This is a genomic window from Streptomyces sp. D2-8 (genome assembly GCF_023184515.1).
In the GTDB taxonomy this organism is placed as follows: domain Bacteria; phylum Actinomycetota; class Actinomycetes; order Streptomycetales; family Streptomycetaceae; genus Streptomyces.
The window spans coordinates 1-15,609 of the sequence record NZ_JAAHBP010000024.1 but is presented as its reverse complement, the minus strand read 5'-3'; the positions used below and the strand labels follow the sequence as shown (position 1 = coordinate 15,609).

The 15,609-nt window shown below is 73.0% G+C and carries 15 protein-coding genes; 5 read left to right on the top strand and 10 right to left on the bottom strand.

Features of this window, described 5'->3' with window-relative positions; genetic code table 11:
• Positions 1 to 19: 19 nt before the first annotated feature.
• Together G3I77_RS33090 and solA are read right to left on the bottom strand one after the other, a co-directional pair.
• Complete coding sequence (locus G3I77_RS33090; protein ID WP_248509638.1) at positions 20 to 694, bottom strand: haloacid dehalogenase type II; 675 nt, start codon at positions 692 to 694, stop codon at positions 20 to 22.
• A gap of 65 nt (positions 695 to 759) precedes the next feature.
• Positions 760 to 1,899, bottom strand: coding sequence for an N-methyl-L-tryptophan oxidase (gene solA / locus G3I77_RS33085; protein ID WP_248509630.1), 1,140 nt, complete (start codon positions 1,897 to 1,899; stop codon positions 760 to 762).
• Between the two features lie 282 nt (positions 1,900 to 2,181).
• Here solA and G3I77_RS33080 point away from each other — a divergent pair, with 282 nt between their 5' ends.
• On the top strand, positions 2,182 to 3,801 hold the full coding sequence (locus G3I77_RS33080; RefSeq protein ID WP_282574256.1) for a PucR family transcriptional regulator ligand-binding domain-containing protein: 1,620 nt from the start codon (positions 2,182 to 2,184) through the stop codon (positions 3,799 to 3,801).
• 61 nt (positions 3,802 to 3,862) lie between these two features.
• Positions 3,863 to 4,465: a 3'-5' exonuclease gene (locus G3I77_RS33075; RefSeq protein WP_248509625.1), complete on the top strand. Its 603-nt coding sequence runs from the start codon at positions 3,863 to 3,865 to the stop codon at positions 4,463 to 4,465.
• Positions 4,466 to 4,503: 38 nt separating this feature from the next.
• Here the strand turns inward: G3I77_RS33075 and G3I77_RS33070 are convergent, their stop codons facing one another.
• Positions 4,504 to 5,379 carry a universal stress protein gene (locus G3I77_RS33070; protein WP_248509926.1) on the bottom strand — a complete coding sequence of 292 codons (876 nt, stop codon included), beginning with the start codon at positions 5,377 to 5,379 and terminating at the stop codon, positions 4,504 to 4,506.
• A gap of 220 nt (positions 5,380 to 5,599) precedes the next feature.
• On the opposite strand from G3I77_RS33070, the gene G3I77_RS33065 reads away from it, so the two are divergent.
• The gene (locus G3I77_RS33065; RefSeq protein WP_248509624.1) at positions 5,600 to 6,058 is read left to right on the top strand and encodes a cyclic nucleotide-binding domain-containing protein; all 459 of its coding nucleotides are present in this window, start codon (positions 5,600 to 5,602) and stop codon (positions 6,056 to 6,058) included.
• Positions 6,059 to 6,102: 44 nt separating this feature from the next.
• Positions 6,103 to 6,765 carry a CBS domain-containing protein gene (locus G3I77_RS33060; protein WP_248509623.1) on the top strand — a complete coding sequence of 221 codons (663 nt, stop codon included), beginning with the start codon at positions 6,103 to 6,105 and terminating at the stop codon, positions 6,763 to 6,765.
• Between the two features lie 41 nt (positions 6,766 to 6,806).
• Here G3I77_RS33060 and G3I77_RS33055 read toward each other — a convergent pair whose 3' ends face one another.
• The 3 genes from G3I77_RS33055 to G3I77_RS33045 all read right to left on the bottom strand — a co-directional run bounded on the left by G3I77_RS33055 (position 6,807) and on the right by G3I77_RS33045 (position 9,371).
• Entirely contained in the window at positions 6,807 to 7,406 is a 600-nt protein-coding gene (locus G3I77_RS33055; RefSeq protein ID WP_248509622.1) for a hypothetical protein, read from the bottom strand.
• Between the two features lie 191 nt (positions 7,407 to 7,597).
• Positions 7,598 to 8,275, bottom strand: a complete 678-nt coding sequence (locus G3I77_RS33050; protein WP_248509619.1) for a pyridoxamine 5'-phosphate oxidase family protein — start codon at positions 8,273 to 8,275, stop codon at positions 7,598 to 7,600.
• Positions 8,276 to 8,297: 22 nt separating this feature from the next.
• On the bottom strand, positions 8,298 to 9,371 hold the full coding sequence (locus G3I77_RS33045; RefSeq protein WP_248509617.1) for a zinc-dependent alcohol dehydrogenase family protein: 1,074 nt from the start codon (positions 9,369 to 9,371) through the stop codon (positions 8,298 to 8,300).
• A gap of 226 nt (positions 9,372 to 9,597) precedes the next feature.
• Here G3I77_RS33045 and G3I77_RS33040 point away from each other — a divergent pair, with 226 nt between their 5' ends.
• Positions 9,598 to 9,981: an STAS domain-containing protein gene (locus tag G3I77_RS33040; RefSeq protein WP_248509615.1), complete on the top strand. Its 384-nt coding sequence runs from the start codon at positions 9,598 to 9,600 to the stop codon at positions 9,979 to 9,981.
• Between the two features lie 5 nt (positions 9,982 to 9,986).
• Here the strand turns inward: G3I77_RS33040 and G3I77_RS33035 are convergent, their stop codons facing one another.
• The 4 genes from G3I77_RS33035 to G3I77_RS33020 all read right to left on the bottom strand — a co-directional run bounded on the left by G3I77_RS33035 (position 9,987) and on the right by G3I77_RS33020 (position 15,380).
• Positions 9,987 to 10,484, bottom strand: coding sequence for a flavodoxin domain-containing protein (locus tag G3I77_RS33035; protein ID WP_248509613.1), 498 nt, complete (start codon positions 10,482 to 10,484; stop codon positions 9,987 to 9,989).
• Positions 10,485 to 10,500: 16 nt separating this feature from the next.
• Positions 10,501 to 11,232, bottom strand: coding sequence for a CBS domain-containing protein (locus G3I77_RS33030; protein ID WP_248509611.1), 732 nt, complete (start codon positions 11,230 to 11,232; stop codon positions 10,501 to 10,503).
• Positions 11,233 to 11,269: 37 nt separating this feature from the next.
• Positions 11,270 to 13,963 carry a bifunctional GNAT family N-acetyltransferase/acetate--CoA ligase family protein gene (locus tag G3I77_RS33025; RefSeq protein WP_248509609.1) on the bottom strand — a complete coding sequence of 898 codons (2,694 nt, stop codon included), beginning with the start codon at positions 13,961 to 13,963 and terminating at the stop codon, positions 11,270 to 11,272.
• A gap of 511 nt (positions 13,964 to 14,474) precedes the next feature.
• Positions 14,475 to 15,380 carry a universal stress protein gene (locus G3I77_RS33020; protein WP_248509607.1) on the bottom strand — a complete coding sequence of 302 codons (906 nt, stop codon included), beginning with the start codon at positions 15,378 to 15,380 and terminating at the stop codon, positions 14,475 to 14,477.
• Positions 15,381 to 15,609: the final 229 nt, after the last annotated feature.

The window sequence follows — 15,609 nt, the reverse complement described above, 5'->3', positions numbered from 1 at the left end:
GTACGGAGGGATGGGGAGTTCAGATGCCGAGCATGCGGTTGACCTCGTCCAGGGACTTCACCGTCACGTAGTCGTAGCCGGGGGTCACGGGGTCGTAGCCGCGGTTCAGGTAGACCAGGTTGCGGAAGCCCATGTCGTGCATCGGCATCAGGTCGTAGCGGGTGTGCGAGGAGACGTGCACGAAGTCCTCGGGGGACGCGTCGAGCCGGTCGAGCATGTACTCGAAGGCGGCGTACCGGGGCTTGTAGTAGCCGGCCTGCTCCGCGGTGTAGACCGCGTGGAAGTCCGCCCCGAGCCGGGGCACGCTCTCCGCGAGGAAGGAGTCGTCCGCGTTGGACAGGATCACCAGCTCGTAGTTCTCGCCCATCGTCTTCAGCGGCTCCGGCACGTCCGCGTGCGGGCCCCAGCTGCGCACGCCGTCGGCGAACCGCCTGCCCGCGTCCGGGTCCGCCTTCAGACCCCACTTGCGGCAGACCCGCTCGAAGGAGTCCTGCAGCACCTGCTCGTAGGCGTAGTACTCGCCGCGGACCTGGTCGTAGCGGTAGCCGCGGAACTCCCGTACGAACTGGTCCCACTGCTCGGCGGGGATCTGATCGCCCACCAGTTCACGGGTGATGGGAGTGATCGGGTATTCGATCAGCGTGCCGTAGCAATCGAACGAGACGTACTTCGGCCGGAACGAGGGGTCGCTCATGGAGGGCTCCACATGTGTTCTCGAGGAAGGGGTTCGGGGGAACGGAAACCGGTTTCGGTTCGTGTTCAGACGGCGCCGGCGCCAGCCGGTGCGAGGAAGTCGACGGGGTGGTCCGTCGTGCCGTCGAGCGCCAGGTCGGCGGCGATCTCGCCCATGGCGGGCGAGAGTTTGAAGCCGCTGCCGGAGAAGCCGGCCATGACGACGATGTCGTCCTCGCCGGGGAGATGACCGACGAGCGGGTTGCCGGAGGCGGTGTAGCCCTCCATGTAGACCGACAGCCGGATGGGGTCGGGGTTCAGGTCGGGCATCAGCTCCGCGATGAGCTCGCGGAAGGTGGCGAGTTCCTCCGGGCGGACCGTGCGGTCGAGCCGCTCGGGGTCGGGTACGGGCAGGTAGCGGGCGTAGGAGAGGCCCAGCTTGACGGAGATGCCGTCGGGTGACGGGAGTCCGTAGCAGTCGTGGGGGGTGCTGCGGACGAAGGCGGGTGCTCCGCCCGCGAACCAGTCGTGGCGGGTGGGGATGTGCCAGGAGCTGATCAGCCTGCGGATGTCGACCGTCCGCGGAAGGTCCGGGAGCAGGGTGTTGACCCACGGGCCGACGGTCACCACCGCGGTGTCCACGTGGTCCGTGCCGTGGTCGGTGACGATGTGCACCCCGCCGCCTGCCGCCGGGGCGATCTCGCGCACCGGTGTGTAGCGGTGCAGCCGGGCGCCCAGTTGCTCGGCGCGGGTGGCGGCGGCCTGGATCGACGCCTCGGGCCTGATGATGGAGCCCATCCGGTCGAGTACGGCCGTGTGCCCGTCCGGGAGGCGGTGCTGCGGGTAGCGACGGGCGAGTTCCTCCCGGTCCAGTACGTCGTGGTCCAGCCGGTGGGTGGTGCTGGCGGAGCGGAGCAGGCGCATGGACGCGGACTCGGTCTCGCCCATCACCAGGCAGCCGCTGCGACGGCGCAGCGGGAAGCCGGTCTCGCGCTGGAGCCCGTCCCACATCCGGTCGGCGAGCCGCAGCAGCGGAATGTACCCGGGGTCACCGAGGTGCACGGCGCGGAAGATGCGGGTCTCGCCCCCGGCCGCGCCGCGGTCGTGACCCGGCGCGTACCGGTCGTAGCCGATGACCTCGGCTCCGCGGGCAGCCAGCCGCCACATGGCCTGGCTGCCCATGCTGCCGGTGCCGATGACGGCGACGCGCTTCGGGATGCGGCGCATGAGGTCGCTCCTTTCCCCGGGGGGGGCATGGGTGGCAGTAGTGCCCCCAGCACCGAGCGGACGCCGTGCGGACTCTTCCGGTCCGTGTCCCGCTGGGGATGGCGTTCACTTTCGACCCGGGCGAACACGCAGGTCAACCCACACTCTGTTCCACCTCACGGCCTTCTTGAGACGGTCTGTCACGGCGAGCGTCCAGCCTTTGGAAAGTGCGATCCCCCCTCTTGTCACCGCGATGGGCCGGTGCGAGGGTGGCCCCGCGTCCCTCGGAAGAAAGCACCCTCTATGCCACCCAGACGCCCGGTAAGCGGGCACTTCCTCACCATCGCGGAGGTTTTGCGCCTGCCTGTGCTCACCGAGGGGATGCCGCGCGTTCTGGCCGGAGAGTCACAGCTGCACCGTGCGGTGCGCTGGGTACATGTCACCGAGCTGCTCAACCCCGCCGACTTCCTCGAGGGCGGCGAGCTGGTGCTGACGACCGGCATGCCGTATCCGCAGGACGCCTCCGAGCTGCGGGGTTACGTCGACCAGCTCGCCGATGTCGGCGCGGCCGGCCTGGTCGTGGAGCTCGGTCACCGTTACCGGAAGGTGCCCGAGGAGCTGGTGGCCGCCTGCCGTGCCCGTGGGGTGCCGTTGGTCGAGCTGGCCCGCGGTGTCCGGTTCATCGACGTCACGCAGACGGTGCACGCGCTCATCCTCGACACCCAAGGGGCGCTGCTGCGGCGCGGGAGGGACATCCAGGACATCTTCACCGCCCTGACGCTGCGGGGCGCGGGTCCCGAGGAGCTGGTGCACACCACCGCGGAGCTCACCGGAGCACCCGTGGTGCTGGAGGACCTCACCCACCGGGTCCTGATGTGCGACCTGCTCGGCAGGCCGTACGAGCCGGTGGTGTCGGCCTGGTCCCGGCGTTCCCGGGCCGCGCCGACTCTGGAGAAGATCGCGCCGAGCGGTCCGGAGGGGTGGCTGATCGCGCCCGTGCAGGACCACAACGGGCCGTGGGGGCGGCTGGTCCTGCTGGAGGGCCGGCTGCACGCGGAGCCCGACCCGGAACACGTCCTGGTCCTGGAGCGCGCGGCGGTCGCACTGACCATGGCGCGTCTGGCCGGGCCGGCCTGGTGGGAGCGCCGGGCCCACCGCTCCGTGCTGCGGGACCTGTACGAACGCCGGTTCCGCTCCCCCGCGGACGCCCGCGCCCGCGCCGAGGCCCTCGGGCTGCCGGCCTTCGGGCACCGCCTCTTCGCCGTGGTCATCCGCCACACCTACACCGGCGCCGAGGAGCACCTCGACGAACGGGTCGCGAAAGCGCTGACGCAGACCGGCATCCGCGCTCTGGTCGGCGAGACGGCCCCGGGCCGGATCGGCGTGCTCCTCGCACTGGCGCAGGCCAGCGCCTGGCAGCCGGTCGCCGAGCGGATCGGCCGTCTCGCCCGCGAGGAACTCGGAGCGGAAGCCGTCGTCGCCGTCGGCCCGGGGGTGACCGACCTCTCCGGGATCGCCCGGTCGTGGCAGGAGGCCGAGCAGACGGCCGAGGCCATCACGCCGGCGTCTCCGCAGCGGTGGTTCTACGTGCCCGCCGATGTCGGGTTGCCGGAACTCCTGGGCGTCCTGCGGGAGGAAACCCGCCTCCAGCGGTATGCGGAACGGCAGCTGACCCGTCTCATCGAGCACGACGACCGCAACGGCGGCGACCTGCTGCCCGCGCTGCGCGCCTATCTGACGGCCGCCGGGAACAAGTCGGTCGCGGCGAAGCTGGCGGGCATGTCCCGTCAGGCGTACTACCAGCGCCTCCACACCATCGAGCGACTCCTCGGCTGCGACCTGGAATCAGGGCTGCAGCGCACGTCCCTGCACGTCGCGGTGCTGGTCCTGGACGCGCGAGGAGAAGCTGTTCCCGGTGCATGACGGGCACGCCGGGCTGTCACGCGGAGTAGCCTGGCGGCAGCCGGTGCCACAGGGAGACGCCTTGCGTACGTTCGTCGTGTTCGATCTCGAGTTCACGTCCTGGCAGGGGGCGCTCGAACAGGACTGGGGGGCGCCGGGGCAGCTTCGCGAGATCGTGCAGATCGGGGCGCTGCGCCTGCGCGAGGACTTCTCCGTCGCCGAGGAGTTCGAGGCACTGGTGCGGCCCGTGACCAATCCGCGGCTGTCCGCGTACTTCACCGGGCTCACCGGCATCGGCCAGGAACGGGTGGACCGCGAGGGGGTCGAGCCGGCCGCGGCGCTGGGCGACTTCCTCGGTTTCTGCCGGGGGCGGTCCGTGCTGTCGTACGGGAACGACATGGTCGTTCTCGGGGAGAACCTGGGCTGGGCGCGCGCCCGCGGTGAACAGGTCGAGAACGGCTTCCTCCCCGCCCATTTCCTCAACATCCGCCCGTGGCTGAACTCCCTCGCGCCAAAGACGGCGACGGTCAACGTCGGTCGCCTGTGGCAGGTGCTCGGCCTCCCCCGGCCGGCGTCCGGGCAGGAGCACTCGGCTCTCTTCGACTGCCATTCCCTCGCCGCGGCCATCGAGCATCTGTGCCGCACCGGAGCCGCCCTGCCCGAGGGGTGCCTGCGGCGCCCTTGAGGGCTCGCACCGTGGAAGAGCGCCCGGGGCCGGGGCCGTCACGGGATCGTCTCCGCGTTCACGCGCCGCGGCACGACGGCCACGGGGCATGCGGCGTGGTGCAGCAGCGTGTGGGCCACGGTGCCGAGTTGGAGCCCGAAGTGGCCCTGCCGGCGCCGTGCTCCCACGATGACCAGGTCGGCCGCGGCCGAGCGGTGCACCAGCACCTTGCGGGCCGGGCCCTCGACCGTGGCGCGGTGCACCCGGACGCCGGGGTGATCGGCCACGGCGTCGCGGAGCAGGTCGTCGAGCTCGGCGCGGGCCCGCTCCTCGTGGTCCCGTTCGGACGCTTCGGCGGACTCGTGCGCGGGGCGGCGCCAGGACCGGACCACGTCCAGGACACCTCCGCGGGCCTCGGCCTCGTGGAAGGCGAAGCGTGCCGCTTCTTCGCCGGTGGCCGGGTCGCCGGCGCCGAGCAGGATCCGCTGGTGGGTGCCGGCCAGGCCGGCCCGGTCGCCGCGTACCACGATGACCGGGCAGTGGGCGCGCGCCGCGACGGCCAGACCGACGGAGCCGAGCAGCAGTCCCTTCAGCTCACCGCGGCCCCGCGAGCCGGTGATCAGGGCGGTGGCGTTCTCGCCCTCGTGCAGCAGGGCGTCCGTCGCATCGGCGCGGAGGACGCCGGTGGACACCTTCACATCGGGGTTGCGCCGCCCGGCGCGCTCCGCCGCGGAGGCGACGACGTGGTCGGCCGCCACCTGCCCGGCGGGGCGGCCCAGACCGACCGACGGGGTGAGGCCCTCGTACCGCTCCCAGAGGGATCCGTGAATCAGCCGCAGGGGAAGCCCGAGCCGGGCCGCCTCGTCCACCGCCCAGTCGACCGCCGGCAGACTGCCGTTCGATCCGTCGACACCCACGACCAGGGGACGTTCCATCGTCATCGTTCCCATCGCCTCGTACCCGGCATGGTGCAGATCCACTCTCACCGTCGCACCCGCCGCGGCCGGACGCGAGGGGCGGTCGGTCCCCCGCAGGGGCCGTTCGGCCCGTGGTGCGCCACAGGAGCCGGGCACAGGCTGAAGTCAGCAGCCCGGGTTGCGGGCCTGCGCCACGGACTCGCCGCCCGGCCGGGTGGGAGTTGAAGGGAGCCGGACGATGACCTCCACCACCAACCTGTCCACGGGTCTCACAGCCGGGCATCGCGAGCAACTGATGCGCATGGCCCGCGAGGTGTCCTTCGACGCGGGCACCCGCTTGTTCGAGGAAGGGCGGCGCGCCGACCGGTTCTGGATCGTGCGGACCGGGACGGTCGCGCTCGACCTCCGGGTCCCGGGCCGGCGGCCCGCTGTCGTGGAGTCCCTGGGGCACGGCGAGCTGGTCGGCTGGTCGTGGCACATCCCGCCGCACGTGTGGCATCTGGGCGCGGAGGCGGTGAGCCCGGTGCGCGCCTACGAGTTCGACGCGGAGGCGGTACGGGCGATGTGCGTCCGGGACCCCGAGTTCGGCCGTGCGATCGCTGACTGGGTCGGCCGGGTGGTCGCCCACCGGCTGCACGCGTCGCGTGTCCGGTTGCTCGACCTGTACGCCCCCTACGGCAGCGGGAGCCGCGTCTGAGCGACGCCCCGCCGCCGGGGCCCGACCACGGGAGGAGTACGACGATGCAAGGCAGTCCACAGATCGTCAGCGACGTCATGACACACACCGTGGTGGCCGTCGCCCGCGGCGCCGCGTTCAAGGACATCGTCAAGGTCATGGAGCAGTGGAAGGTCAGCGCGGTGCCGGTGCTGGAGAGCGAGGGCCGGGTGATCGGGCTGGTGTCCGAGGCCGACCTGCTGATCAAGGAGGAGTTCCGCGACGGCGAACCGGACCTCGCCCGACCGCTCCGGCTGTCGGACCTGGCCAAGGCGGGTGGGATGACGGCGGAGCAGCTGATGAGCTCCCCGGCCGTCACCGTGCACGCCGACGCCACGCTCGCGCAGGCCGCGCGCCTCATGGCCCGGCGCAAGGTGAAGCGGCTGCCGGTCGTCGACGAGGACGGTGTCCTCAAGGGCATCGTCAGCCGGGCGGATCTGCTCAAGGTGTTCCTGCGACCCGACGAGGAACTCGCCGAGGTGGTCCGCCGCGAGGTCGTCGACCTCCTCTTTCCCGCGCCCGTCGTGCCCATCCGGGTGGAGGTGCGGGACGGAGTCGTCATCCTCACCGGCCGTATCCGTGACACCTCCCTCGTGCCCGTCGCGGCCCGTCTGGTCCGCGCGGTCGAGGGGGTGGTGGGCGTCGAGTGCCACCTGGCCGGGGCATCCGTCCCGGGACAGCACACCTAGGCCGTAACGGCAACCGCGGAGACCGGCCGGCCGGCCCCCGGTCAGCCGGTCATCCGCTTCCTCCACTGCGGGCCGACCCGCGCCCACTCCGCGTCCCATTCGGCCAGCCGCCGCCGGTCCAGTCGCATGCGCACGAGCCGTCCGCACACCCATACCGTCGCTGCGGTGCCGGCACCGGCCAGGACACCCGTACCGGCCGCCTGGAACATCGACTCCGTGGGGCTGAGGGGCGCTTCGACCAGTTCGCCGGAGCGGTTGGTCCAGACCGTCACCCGGGTTCCGGCCGCGGCGGAGGGCTCGACCTCGGTCCGTCCGGTGTGCCGCGAGCCGTCCTCGGCGGTCCAGCGCACCATGGCCCACACCGTGTCGCCGCCGGAGCCCTCCGTCGTCACCTGCGGGGCGCTCGGCGCCCGCTCGGTCAGCACGGCCCGCGCGACCCGCGCCTCCGCTCGCTGCTCGGCGAGCGTACGGTCCGCCGCTCCGGCCGCCAGCAGGCCCGCGATCACCCCGCCCAGCGCGGCGAGGACCCAGGCGACGAGCACGGTCCAGGCCTCCAGGCGGTCGCTGCGGCGGCGGAGCGGATTGCTGCGCCACCGCCACAGCCGCACTCCGGCGTCGTTCCTACGACGTGTCCGAGTCATCGTGCTTCACCCCTCACGGGTGTGCTTCCATTGTGCGCCGCCACGGCTGCGGGGCGCCTCCCCGCAGCGCGGCGCGAGCCTGGGAACCCGGAGACGATGCGTGACTCGGCCCGTCCGTCGAGGACCTCGTCGAAGGACTCGTTGATCTGCTCCAGGCGTCGCGGCTCCGCGATCACCCGGTTCCTGCGCGTTCAGACGACCGTGATCCGACGCCCGGTGACGGCGACGGGCTCGATACGCAGCCACAGTTCACGCCGGCCTCCCGCCCAGGGTGTGCTGTAGGCCTGCTCCTCGAGACGGGCGACCTCGTCCGGATCGGTGACCGTCTTCGCGGGGCCCCGCACCAGCACGCTCCAGCCCTCACTGAACGCCTCGTCGATGCGGTCGGCCTCGAAGGCGACCCGATGGCCGTCCGCCTGTGCCGGGGTCGTGCCGGGCTCGGTGCGGAAGACGATCCCGCCTTCGACGACGCTGTAGTTGACCGGGACGACGACCGGGCCGGAGTCCGTGGGCAGGGCGAGGCGTCCCACCCCGTGCGTCGAGAGCAGGGAGCGGCACTCCGCCTCGGTCAGTTCCGTGAACCGGGGTGTGCGGGCGGCCCGTCCGAGTCCGGGCGGCAGCTCGGTGTCGCCACCGGTCAGGTGCCACACCGTGGTCTTCAGGGCTCCTGCCAGCCGCAGGAGGGTGCCCGCGCCCGGGTCGGCGGTCGGCCGCTCCTCCAGGTACTGGAGGTAGGCCGGCGCCATGCCCGCCCGTGTGGCCGTCTCCTGCCGGCTCAGGCCGAGTTCGGTACGCCGCTGGGTGATTCGCCGCCCGAGGTCGCCCAGCGGGCGTCCTTCCACGGCATGCGACGAGGTCCGTCCGGTCATGACTCGTCACCCCTCTCCTTCGTCAGGCCGCCCGGTAGGGGACGACTTCCTCGTGCGGCTCCTCGCCCAGGACGACCTTGAGCGCACCGGTGTCGGCGGCCCGGGCGAAGACGTCGTACGCCTCCTCCATGTGGGTCAGCGGGAAGGTGTGCGTGACCAGTTGACCGGTGGGCAGGCGGCCTGCGGCCGCCATCCGGAGCAGGGTCGGGGTGGAGTAGGTGTCCACCAGCCCTGTGGTGATGGTGACGTTCTTGATCCACAGGTCTTCCAGGTGGAGGGTCGCGGGCTTGCCGTGCACGCCGACGTTGGCGACGTGCCCGCCGGGCCGCACCATGCGCGTGCAGAGTTCGAAGGTCTCCGGGACGCCGACCGCCTCGATGACCACATCCGCGCCCAGTCCGTCGGTGAGGTCCGCGATCAGCTGTTCGGGGGCCTCCCGGGCGTCCGCCACCGCGTCGGCGCCGAGTCGCCTGGCCGCTTCCAGTCGCGGGGCGGCGAGGTCCACCGCGACGATGCGCTCCGGAGCGAAAAGCCGGGCCGTGGCGACGGCCGCGAGCCCGATGGGCCCCGCGCCGACGACGGCGACGGTGTCTCCGGGGCGTACGTGCCCGTTGAGCACGCCGACCTCGTAGGAGGTCGGGAAGATGTCGGCCAGCAGCACGGCGTCCTTGCTGTCCAGGGCGCTGGGCAGCCGGTGCACCGAGAGGTCCGCGTACGGCACGCGGACGTACTCGGCCTGGGTGCCGTCGATCAGGTGGCCCAGGATCCAGCCTCCGCCGCCCCGGCACTGGCCGTACACGCCGTCACGGCAGTAGCGGCAGCGGCCGCAGGCGGTGATGCAGGAGACCAGCACCCGGTCGCCCGGCCGCACCGTGCGTACGTCACCACCGACGTCGACGATCTCGCCGACCGCCTCGTGCCCCAGCACCGTGCCCGGGCGCACCTCGGGGACGTCGCCCTTGAGGATGTGCAGGTCCGTTCCGCAGATGGTGACGGCGTCGACCCGCACGATGGCGTCCGTCGCCTCCTTGATCCCGGGGTCCGGGACGTCCTCCCAAGCGGACTGTCCAGGGCCGTGGAAGACGTAGGCCTTCATGGTTGACCACCTTCCCGGCACGGGCGATGTGCCCGGTTTGCGCCGCACTTCCAGCTTGGCGCGGATCGGTGCGACGCGCTTGGGCCGGTCGGCCCCGTCCACCGGCCGGTCGGGGTCTTGTGGGACGGTCCGGCCGGGATGTGTACCGCTCAGGTCCTTCCGGCCCCGGTCGGCAAGGGCCGGATGGCCCTACCGCACGCCCTGGCTGCCGGGCTTTGCTCGGACCATGTCCGACATCCCCGGCAGGTCCACGCCGCCGCCACCGAAGCACACGACACGCGTCGTGACCCTGCACGGCGAGCTCGACCTGCTCGCGGCACCGGCCCTGAGGGACCGACTCGACATGCTGACCGCCGGTCCCTGTCCCGACCTGGTGCTGGATCTGCGTCCGGTGTCGTTCATCGACTGCGCGGGGCTGGGGGTTCTGTGCCTGGTGCGGAACCGCGTTCGGGCACGGCACGGCCGGCTGCGTCTGGTCACCGGCAGCGCCTCTCTCCGGCGCGTCCTCCGGCACACCGGCATGGCGGGGGTCTTCGAGGTGCTTCCCGGCATGCCGGTGGGCGTGGCCGGCCCGCCCGCCGGGGACATCCTCGACGGGGCGGCGCTCTGATCGCGTCACACGGGGGTCAGCTCATGGCCGATCTTCGCCGCCCATGCCTCGATCCGCTCGAAGTCGCGGAAGTCCCCGCCCTTTCCGTTGCGGAGGATCATCCGGGCGACCCAGCCCTTCGCGCCCTCTCGGAGGCAGCCGCCGAAGGTGACGTGCTCAAGGGCGTCGAGCCGGGCCATGGCCTTCTTCACCCCGGGCACGGGCGGGATGTCCCGCTCCGAGGCCGAGGGGTCGAGCGGGCCGCTGCTGAAGAACCACAGCGGGCGCTCGGCCAGGGTCTTGGCGTGGCGCCGGACGAAGCGGCGGGCGTCCTTGTGCCAGTGGCCGGCGTACAGGCCGCCACCGACCACGACGGCGTCGTAGGCCGCCACGTTCGGCACGGCGCCGGCCGGGAGGGCCTCGGCCGTCGCCCCCTCCTTGCGCAGGACCTCGGCGATGGCCTCGGCGATCTCCGCGGTCGATCCGTTCGTCGTCCCGTAGGCGACGAGCACGTTCGTCGGCATGGCGGTCCGCCTCCTCTCACAGTGTGCGCAGCCGGTCGTCGGTCACGCCGCGCAGTACCTGCTCGTCCGACCGCAGACGCGTGTCGTCCACGCGCCAGGTGAGCTCGTCGACGACCGCGACGACGCCGTCGGTCTGCCGGGTCATGGCGACGGCGATCTCCGCATCGCTCCTGCGTTCCGGCCGTCCGGTGAGCGTGACCACGCCCTCCGCGGCGGAGACGTCGATGCCGCGCGGCATCAGCCGCAGCGCACGCACCAGCACCTCGTCGATCACCTCGGCACGGATGTCCGCGTCGGGCCGCAGGAAGACCCTGAGCAGGTCGCGCCGGGTGACGATGCCGACCAGCCGGTCCTCCTCGTCGAGCACCGGCAGCCTCTTCACGCCCCGCCGGGCCATGGTGCGCGCGGCCGCGACGATGGTGTCCTCGGCGTGCGCGGTGACGGGCGGCGCGCTCATCAGCTGACCGGCCGTGCGGGCCGCCACCTTCGCGGTGCGCCCGCGGGCGGCGGGTGACAGTGCGGTGAGCCTGAGGCGGCCACGCGTCCGGTGCGGGCCCGGGGTCTCGGCCTGATGGGCCACGAGGTCGGTTTCGGAGACGACGCCGATGACCCGGTCGTCCTCGTCCACCACGGGCAGTCCGCCGATCCCGTGGGCGGCCCGCAGCCGGGCCACCTCGTCGGACGGGGTGTCGTACACGGCTCGCACCACGTCCATGGTCATCACGGAGCCGACCCTGTCGTGTTTCATGATCTCTCCTCCTCGGCCGGCTCGGCCGGCGACCGACTCAGCGGAGCCGGCGCAGGTAGGGGTCGTGGGCCCGGCGCGGCAGCAGCCTCAGCCGGGCGTCGAGCACGGTGACGGCACCGGGCGTCGCCAGGACCGGGTCGAGGTCGGCCTCCGCGAGCTGCGGCAGATCGCTCGCCATCCGCGACAGGCGCAGCAGCAGTTGCTCCAGACCCGGAAGGTCGACGGGCCCATCGCCGCGCGCGCCGAACAGCAGCGGTGCGCAGCGCGTGGACGTGATCAGGTCGTGCACGTCGTGGTCGGTGAGCGGCGCGAGCCGGGCGGCGTGGTCGGCCAGGATCTCCGCGGCTGTGCCGCCCGGCCCGAACAGGACGAGCGGTCCGAACACCTCGTCCTGGACGACACCCGCGAACAGCTCGATGCCGCGCGGGGCGAGCGGCTGGACGACCACGCCGGTCAGCACGTCACCGAAGCGTGCCGCGAAGTCCCGGAAGGCGGACCGCACTCGGGCATCTCCGCGGAGGTCCAGGCGGACGGCACCCTTCTCGGTCCGGTGCGCCAGGCCCGGCCAGTGCGCCTTCATCACCACCCGGCCGTCCGCGCCGCGCAGGCGCCGGGCAGCGCGTACGGCGTCGTCCTCGTTCTCGGCCCAGGCCCACGGAACCTGCGGGATGCCGTAGCAGCCGAGGAGTTCGGCGCAGGTACGAGGGTCGAGCCGGCCGCTCTCCGGCTGTGCCGCGAGGTAGGTCTCGGCGATCTCGTGGGCCCGTCGGGTGTCGACGCCCTCCAGTTCCGGGACGGTGCCGGCCGGCCGGGCGAGCCAGGCCGCACGGCGCGCGGCATGGGCCAACGCCCGTGCCGCAGAACGGGGTTCGGCGTACGAGGGGATCGTGCCGCCGTCGGCCGCGGGCAACAGGGTCACGGAGACGTCCTGCTCCATCCGGACGACGGCGACGGGCCGGGGGCGACGGCCGGGGGCGGCCGTCAGGGGCCGCACCAGGTCCTCTCCGGTCGCGGCGGCGACCGCGGTGGGCACCAGGGCCACGAGCACCGCGTCGACGCCGCCGTACGCCATGAGCCGGTCGACACACGCGCCGAGTTGCTCCTCCGTCACCGCGGCTGTGGCGTCCACCGGGTTGCCCACGGCTGCGCCGTCGGGGAGCAGGTCTCGCAGGTCGTCGGCCGGCCCGGCGTCGAGCGACGGCAGGGTGAGCCCTGCCTCGGCGCAGGCGTCGGCGGCCGGCACGCCGGCGCCGCCCCCGTTCGTGACGATCGCGACCCGCCTCCCGGCCGGGAGCGGCTGGGCGTGCAACAGGGCGGCGGTTTCGAGAAGTTCACCGATCGAGCGGGTCGCGGTGATGCCCGCCTGGGTGAAGAGGGCCTGTCGGGTCATGGTCCGGGTGGCGGCGGCCGCGGTGTGCGAGGCGGCGGCCCGCCGGCCCGCGTCCGTCCGGCCGGCGTCGACGGTCACGACGGGCATGCGGCGGGTGACGCGCCGGGCCGTACGGGAGAAGGCGCGCGGGTTGCCGAACGACTCCAGGTGCAGCAGGGCGAGGTCGGTGCGGCCGTCGCTCTCCCACCACTGGAGCATGTCATTGCCGCTGACGTCGTACTTGTCACCGAGGGAGGCGAAGGACGACACGCCGATGCCGAGGCGGGAGAGGCCGTGCAGCAGCGCGATGCCGGCCCCGCCGGACTGCACGGCGACTCCCGCTGTGCCGGGCCGCGGGTGGCCGGCCGCGAAGGTCGCGTCCATCCGCAGCTCCGGGTCGGTGTGGCAGACGCCGAGGCAGTTGGGGCCGACGAGCCGCATGCCGTACGTCCGGCAGTGCGCCATCAGGTCCCGGGCCTGGCCGGCGTCGAGACCGGCGGTGACGACGAGAAGGGCCCGTACGCCCGCCTTGCCGCACTCTTCGGCGGTGGCCGGCACCGCGCCCGCGGGCACGGCGAGGACCGCGAGGTCGGGTGTCCTGGGCAGGGCGCTGACCGACGGGTGGGAGGGCACCCCGAGGATCGCGGTCGCGGCGGGGTTCACGGCGAACAGGCGCCGTGTGAAGCCGCCTGACTTCAGCTGGTGGAGGATCGCCCGGCCGACCGAACCGGGCCGGCGCCCGGCGCCGACGACGGCGATCGCGTCGGGCCGGAAGAGCGGCTGGAGGCTGGCCACGTCGGCGGTGCGTCCCCGCTGTTCCACGGCGGACAGGTACGCGTCGCCCAGGTCGAGCCGGATGGTGCAGCGCACCTCGGGCCCGTCGAAGTGCCGGGTGATGCGCAGACCGAGGTCGGCGAAGAGCCGGAGCACCTGGTGGTTCTCGCCCAGGGCGTCGGCGGTGAAGGTGGTGATGCCGTTGGCGCGGGCGGCGGAGACCAGGTGCTCGACGAGCAGGGTGCCCACACCGCGGTGGTGCAGGCCGTCCGCGACGGCGACGGAGATCTCGGCCGTGTCCCGCTCGTCGGCGGTGTCGTACTCGGCGAGACCGATCACCCGGCCCTGTGTCTCGGCGAGCAGGGCCCGGTAGCCGGGCCGTGCGGGGGCGCAGGCCCGGTCGGCGGCCGTGGCGGCGGAAAGCCGGCTCACGGCGAAGAACCGCAGCCGCAGGTTCTCCGGGGACATCGCCTCGTAGAAGCCCCGCAACCGCTGGTGGTCCTCCTTCCGCACGGCGCGTAGGCACACGGTCGTGCCGTCCGCGAGGAGGGCGTGGACCGGGGGCCGGTCGAGCACATCGCGCGTCATGGTGGCCTCCTCCGAGCCTTTCGACTCTTCGAGCATCCGACGGACGAGGGCGTCGTCGCATGGGCTGTCCGGGGTCGGCCGGGGGCCGATCGGCCCCACCAACGGAAGCGAGTCATGCCCGCTCGGGGACGACCGCGACGGGGCAGGCCGCGTCGTGCAGCACGGCGCGCGTGGCACGGCCGGTGCGGAGCCCGAAGCGTCCCCGGGGCGCCGGGAGCCGACCACGAGGAGGGCGGCATCGGCCGTGACGTCGCGCAGCACGGCCCGACGGCGGCTCCCGGCCTGCGGGGAAGACGGCGTGTTCGCGGCACTCCCACAGCGACGCGTACACACATGCGGCACGAGCGCGCGCAGCGCGGCCTCGTCGGCCGCCCATCCACGGCCCGCAGGCTCACCCCGGAGCCGAACAGGCCGACGACCACCGGCTGGTCCCTCGTCCGGATCCTCTCCGGAGGAGCCGTCCGGCAGGGGCGGCTTCCGTCCGCCGTGCCGAACGGCTCGCCTCGTCGCGTCAGACGTGCGCGACGACGGCGACGGGCGCGGCGGCATGGTGCAGCACGGCGTGCGTGACCGGGCCGATGTGCACCCCGAACGGGCTGCGGCGGATCCGGCGTCCCACGACGACCAGGGAGGCCTCCCGGGAGGCGGTGATCAGGTGCTCCGCCGGGCTGCCCGAGCGGGACACCGCGACGGCCTCGACGGACGGGTACTTCTCCCGCCACGGCCGCAGCGCTTCGGTGAGCTCGGTGGCCTGCCATTGGACGACCGCGTCGTACTGTTCCAGGTCGGTGACGGCTCCGTAGACGTAGTACGGGGGCAGATTCCACGCGTGTACGACATGCAGGCCGGTCCCGCGCCGGGCGGCCTCGTCGAAGGCGAACTCGATCACCGACGCGTCGGGGTGGCCGGCGTCGATACCGAGCAGGACGGGCCGGTACGGGGTGGCGGCCGACGGAATGCCGGCCGGGTCCATCTCGTGCTCGTCCGCGGCCTGCTCACCGGCGCGGACCAGGACGACCGGACACGCGGCGCGCGCCACGACGGCGAGACCGACCGAACCCACCATGAACCCGCCGAGCCCGCTCAGCCCGCGCGAGCCCAGGACGAGCAGTTCGGTAGTGCTCGCCACTTCGCCCAGTACCTCGCTCGGCCGGCCGGTCCGGTGCCCGGCCGTCACCTCGACGCCGGGGTGCCGCAGCCGCAGGCCCTCGGCGGTCTCGCGGGGGATCTTCTCGCTCCAGTGCCGGTGGGTCTCGGCACCGAGCAGCGGGGCCCGCGCCATGGGTTCCGGCACCGGCTCCCACACGTGCAGGAGCCGCAGAGGCAGACCGCGCAGCTTCGCCTCACGCGCGGCCCACTCCGCTGCGGCCCGGCTCTCGGGCGAACCGTCGAGGCCCACGGTGATCGTGCGGGACATACTCTCCACCTCCGAAGCGGGTCTGATGGTCCGAGCGTCGCGGTGACGGGCCGCCGCGGTGGAGAGGCCACAGGTCCCCTGCCGGGGCCGACCGGCCCTAGTTGTATTGATCACGAGCGTTGTTAACGCGGGGTCGGACTTGATCATGGCGAAGGCCCCCGTGTGTGGTGGAGGTGTCGAATCTTCACCGTACGGAGGCCTTCGTGTCCCACCGTAATGCCCGCCTGAC